Source organism: Streptomyces sp. NPDC033229 (assembly GCF_055576875.1).
Genome location: NZ_JBVIQR010000127.1, coordinates 1 through 4,948, shown reverse-complemented (window position 1 = coordinate 4,948; position 4,948 = coordinate 1). Strand labels below are relative to the sequence as shown.

Below are 4,948 nucleotides of genomic sequence, written 5' to 3'. Positions count from 1 at the left end.
CGACAACGAATACGGCTACTCCTGCCAAGTCATCCGCACCGTCCAACACCTCACCGGAATCGAACACCCCACCTACCCCACACCCACCACATAACCCACACCCAGACAAAGCAACACCTCCAGGGTGTGCACCGGGCCCGGTCGCGCCGGTGGGTTCAGGCATCGAAACGTGCCTGAACCCACCGGCACATCAGATGCGACGACGCATCAGGCCCCCCAGCGGCAACACCGCACCCTCCCGGCATGCCGCAGGGATCACACCACCGTCACCCCCAGACCGGCCGTGTATCGAAAGTGCTTTCAGGGCGGTTGCCTTCGCCGACCGCCTCGGGATTCTCGGACCTTGCGATTGTGGGCCTGGTGGGCTTCGTCGGGGATGGTGCAGTGGATACCGCGTCTGCGCAGGCAGGCGCGGTTGCCATGGGACGCATACGCCTTGTCCGCTCGTACCCGCCGGTGCAGACTTCAAGGCCTGCCTGGACCAGGGCGAGGAACCCGGACACGCTCCAGGACGGTCTTGAACTGGGGAGAGTCGCCCCGCTGCCCGGGGTCACGACGATCAACATGGTCTTCTGCCCCTGCTCGACCGCCAGGTGCACTTTGGTGGTGAGCCCGCGCGAGCGCCCCAGTCCGTGGACATCCGACTCGACGAAGACGCCACCGGGTGACTCCTTCTGCAGCTCGCCCCGTTTCGGGCTCCGGCCGCGTGTTGATGGGCCCGAAACACCGTGGAGTCGACGTTGAGATCCCACGTGATCGAGCCCTGGGAGTCGGCCCGGGACCGGAGCTGGGAGAGGATCCGGTACCACGTGCCGTCCCGCTGCCGCTGCCACCGGCGGAACAGGTCGTAAACCCGGCCCCAGGGCCCGTACTCGGCTGGCACGTCCCGCCACGGGATGCCGGTCCGGACCCGCAGGCGTATGCCGTCGATCAACTTCCGCCACGGCCACACTCGAGGCCTGCCAGGCATCCGACCTCTCGGCAACAACGGCTCCAGCACTGCCCACTGTTCGTCTGGGAGATCTCCCCGCGCCACGAACCACGATCATCCAAAACTCAAGATCCCCCTTTCGACACCGGCCTACGACGGCTCACCGGGAAAGTTCAGCGACCGTCGTACTGCACGGACTTTTCGAGGAGCGTGAACGACTTGGTCGTACCGCCCGGCTGCGGCTTGCCTTCCTTGTGGCCGACGACGCGGTACCCGGAGTCGAGGTAGTAGGCGGTCAGACGAGCGTTGCCTGCCAGACAATCGAGGCGGACCAAGGTTCGGCCCGATTCGGCCACGCGGCGCTCGGCGGCTCGCAGAAGCCGCTGTCCCGTCCCCGGCGGGACCGTCTCATGGTCCACCATCAACCGATGTATGTATCCGGCTGTCGGGGGCTGGGCTCCCCAGGCGTCCTTGTCCTCCCACCACAACTCCCAGGCCCCGACGGCACGGCCGTCGGCCTCCGCGATCCAGACTTCCCCGTCGTCCATGATCCGCAGGAAGTGGTCCTCGCCCAGTTCCCCGGGCTGCCACTGGCCGGTGATGCCCTGGGCGTTCATCCAGCGTGCGGCGTCGTCACGGAGGCGTACGACGGAGGCAAGGTCAGCGTCGGCAGCCATGCGGAAAAGTAGATCACTCACGCCGCGATCTTCGCACAAGCGTCCGCTTCCGCCGGATGGGATCTCGGCAGAGTCCGACCGCAGCACCGGGCGGTCCCATCGGACCCCGTGGCCGCCGCGAGAGGTACCACCGCACTCCCGGCGCCACACTCAAATGCCACAACTCTCGGCGTCCTGACACGCAACCAAACCGCGAGCGACGTTGGCGATTCCCACGGATGCGCGTAGGTCGCGCTTTGAAAGATCACCCTCCCTCGTGATGATCTTCGCGTGGGTGGGGAAATCCGAGGAGATCCCGCGTGCCGTGACGAGTCCTACGGCGGTCGGCGGTCGTACTGTCGAACCGTTACCGAGGAGGACATCTGATGCGCAGCGTGACCTATTCGATGGGCGTCTCGCTTGATGGCTACATCGTCGGGCCGGACGGCGACTTCGACTGGACGGCGCCCGACGAGGAGGTCTTTCGCTTCTGGATCGACGAGATTCGACAGGTCGGCGTCCACCTGTTGGGACGACGGCTGTACGAGACGATGCTGTACTGGGAGACCGCCGACCAGGATCCATCACTTGATGACTCCATGCTCGAGTGGGCCGCGATCTGGAAGCCGCTCCCGAAGGTGGTGTTCTCCACCACGCTGTCGGCGGTGCAGGGCAATGCCCGCCTGGCCTCGGGCGGCTTGGCGGAGGAGATCGAGCGGTTGCGAGCCGAGCCCGGGGAGGGCGACATCGCGATCGGCGGCGCGACTCTCGCCGCCGAGGCGGCAGCGTTGGGTCTGATCGACGAGTACCAGGCCATGGTCTACCCCGTGCTGGTTGGCGGTGGCATTCCTTTCTTTGCCCAGCGCGAGCGCCGGGTGGATCTCGAACTCGTCGAAACTCGCACCTTCAGCTCAGGAGTCGTCCACCTCCGCTACCGCGTGGCGCGCCAGGCTCGGCTTTAGAGGTCATCTTGTTTGGGCCGTTGAGTAGCCTGCGGGCGTGGAGAACGAACCGAGCACTGACAGTTGGTTGGCAGACACGCGGACGTCCTATGACACCGTCGCCGCGAGCTATGCGGACCAGGTGCGCAACCTTCTGGACGAAACACCCGTAGAGCGTGCGGTCCTGGAGCTGTTCGCCGGCCTGGTGAGTTCGCGCGGCGGGGGGTCGGTCGCCGACGTGGGATGTGGGCCGGGGCGGATCACGGCTCACTTGCGCCAGCTGGGCTTGGACGCGTTCGGGATCGACCTATCGCCCGGGATGATCGAGATGGCCCGGCGTGACCACCCCGGACTGCGGTTCGAACTCGGCTCCATGACGGACCTCAGCCTCAGCGATGGCTCGATAGCTGGCTTGGTCGCCTGGTACTCGCTGATTCATATCCCCGACACACAGATCGGTACGGTCTTCAAGCACTTTCACCGAGTGCTGCAGCCAGGCGGACCGCTGCTCCTCAGCTTCCATGTCGGGGACACCTCGAAGGTGAAGACGGAGGGCTATGGCGGCCACCCGATGAAGGTCACGGTCCATCGTCGCCAGCACAGCCAGATGATTGGCTGGCTCGACGAGGCCGGCTTCACCGTCGACGAACACAGGACGCTCACCTCAGCCGAGAGCACCCTTGGGGGAATCCTCCTCGCACGCCGTCGGCCAGACCTTCAGTGAAACCCCTCATCCGGTAAACCGCCGGTAGCAGATGAGGGTGGCGGCGATGCCGGCGAAGGCGAGGAAGTGTTCGGCCTTGCGCTCATAACGCCGGTGCAGACGGCGGCATCCTGCAAGCCAGGCCACCGTCCGCTCCACGGTCCAACGATGTCGGCCCAGCCGCTGGGAGGACTCGATGCCCTTGCGAGCGATGCGCGGAGTGATGTTCCGTGAGCGCAGCCATCGCCTCAGGTGGCCATAGTCGTACCCCTTGTCGCCATGGAGCTTGGCGGGCCGTCGTCGGAGCGGTCCACGTCGGGAGCGGATCGGCGGGATACCTCGCACAAGAGGCTCCAAGGCCTGGCTGTCGTGGGTGTTCGCGGCGGAGATGCCGATGGAGAGGGGCAGACCGGTCCGCTCGGTGATCAAGTGGATCTTTGAGCCCTTCTTCCCGCGATCTACGGGATTCGGACGACCCGTCAGGTCCCCCCTTTTGCTGCCCGCATGTTCACCGAATCGATCACACACCGCGACCAGTCCAGGGTGCCACGTGCACCGAGCTCGTCCTAGACCAGGCGATGGAGCTTGCCCCACACCCGAGCACGGCTCCACTCCGTGAATCGCCGGTGTGCGGTGGGCCCGGATGGACCGAAGCCTGGCGGGAGTTGCCGCCACGTGCAGCCGGTCGTGGCCACGAACACGATGGCTGCCAGCACTTGGCGGTCTCCATACCGGCGTCGGCCGCCACCCTGAGGCCGTACTGGAGCAGCCGGGACCACCCGCTGGAATAACTCCCACAACCCGTCCGGCACCAGCCGCTCCACCATCGCCATCACGCCCACCAGCCGAGCGATCAGTCCAGTTGAGACGGTCTCTTAGAAGTTGCAGATGTGCTGTGTGAGCCCGTCAGGGAAGGTTCGCGGGCGGCCATCAAGATCGTGAGGTCGCCAGCAATCCGGCCTGTGCTGGTCTCGGTAGCGACGTCGTGTCCTCAGCCAGTGACGAACGGACCACTCATGGCCCGGAATCCCGTCGGGGGATCATAGGGACGGGCATCACGAGTGTGGTGAACACTACTTGGGCCGCAACTTGAAACAGCAGCTCTTCCACAATGTTGCCGAACGGGAGAAACCACGTGGGCAACAGGATCAGAGCGGTCACCATCGCCCTGAACATCGGTGGCTCCATCTCATGATGGGATAGGCCTGTCAGGACAATGATGAAGATCGACGGAAGCCCGATCAACACGAAACAATACATTCCCGTATCGAGATAGGACAAGAAAGAGTCCCAGCGCGAGAGTTGCTCGGAGAAGGAAGTGGTCTCCCGAGGCGCCACCAGCCCGATGGCCACCCAAGCCAGAGCATAGACCAGAAGATACAAGAGCACGCAGCGGACGATCCGCCAGGCAACGCCCATACGCCATGCCGACTTGGCCGGGCGGGATGCTCTCATCGCGACAACTCTCCTCGATGGGTCTGGCCGACATACTGACCGGGGAAGCGACTGGCGTCAGCCCTGCCGGTGGCCCCGCCACCGGCCACAACGCTTGTTATTGAACGTGGGGAGCGGCCGCAGCCGCTCCCCACGGCATCCGTCAAATCACGGCCGCACGATTGGCTGAACTAGGGCGCGTATTCGGTTGTGATCAAGGGCTGGTCCGGGTGAGGTCCTTGATCCAGATCAATGAAGCGCGCAGGTGGAGGCCGGCGAGGTA

Annotated in this window: 5 protein-coding genes and 1 pseudogene; 2 read left to right on the top strand and 4 right to left on the bottom strand. The window is 65.0% G+C overall.

Going from position 1 to position 4,948, the window contains the following annotated elements; all coding sequences use genetic code 11:
- Positions 1 to 559: 559 nt before the first annotated feature.
- Together ACZ53N_RS36320 and ACZ53N_RS36315 are read right to left on the bottom strand one after the other, a co-directional pair.
- Complete coding sequence (locus ACZ53N_RS36320) at positions 560 to 970, bottom strand: transposase (RefSeq protein ID WP_469144992.1); 411 nt, start codon at positions 968 to 970, stop codon at positions 560 to 562.
- Positions 971 to 1,104: 134 nt separating this feature from the next.
- A complete protein-coding gene (locus ACZ53N_RS36315) occupies positions 1,105 to 1,608 on the bottom strand; it encodes a GNAT family N-acetyltransferase (RefSeq protein WP_469144991.1) in 504 nt (167 codons plus the stop codon).
- 365 nt (positions 1,609 to 1,973) lie between these two features.
- Between ACZ53N_RS36315 and ACZ53N_RS36310 the strand changes: the two genes are divergently transcribed.
- Together ACZ53N_RS36310 and ACZ53N_RS36305 are read left to right on the top strand one after the other, a co-directional pair.
- Positions 1,974 to 2,549 carry a dihydrofolate reductase family protein gene (locus ACZ53N_RS36310; RefSeq protein WP_469144990.1) on the top strand — a complete coding sequence of 192 codons (576 nt, stop codon included), beginning with the start codon at positions 1,974 to 1,976 and terminating at the stop codon, positions 2,547 to 2,549.
- 37 nt (positions 2,550 to 2,586) lie between these two features.
- Positions 2,587 to 3,252, top strand: coding sequence for a class I SAM-dependent DNA methyltransferase (locus ACZ53N_RS36305; RefSeq protein ID WP_469144989.1), 666 nt, complete (start codon positions 2,587 to 2,589; stop codon positions 3,250 to 3,252).
- 6 nt (positions 3,253 to 3,258) lie between these two features.
- Here ACZ53N_RS36305 and ACZ53N_RS36300 read toward each other — a convergent pair.
- Positions 3,259 to 4,058 (bottom strand): annotated as a pseudogene (locus ACZ53N_RS36300) (IS5 family transposase).
- Positions 4,059 to 4,245: 187 nt separating this feature from the next.
- Complete coding sequence (locus ACZ53N_RS36295; protein ID WP_469144988.1) at positions 4,246 to 4,686, bottom strand: hypothetical protein; 441 nt, start codon at positions 4,684 to 4,686, stop codon at positions 4,246 to 4,248.
- Positions 4,687 to 4,948 lie beyond the last annotated feature (262 nt).

Bases quoted from the DNA above. Each gene is read 5' to 3' on its own strand.
- ACZ53N_RS36320 (WP_469144992.1), bottom strand. From the start codon at position 970: ATGCCTGGCAGGCCTCGAGTGTGGCCGTGGCGGAAGTTGATCGACGGC.
- ACZ53N_RS36315 (WP_469144991.1), bottom strand. From the start codon at position 1,608: ATGGCTGCCGACGCTGACCTTGCCTCCGTCGTACGCCTCCGTGACGAC.
- ACZ53N_RS36295 (WP_469144988.1), bottom strand. From the start codon at position 4,686: ATGAGAGCATCCCGCCCGGCCAAGTCGGCATGGCGTATGGGCGTTGCC.
- ACZ53N_RS36310 (WP_469144990.1), top strand. From the start codon at position 1,974: ATGCGCAGCGTGACCTATTCGATGGGCGTCTCGCTTGATGGCTACATC.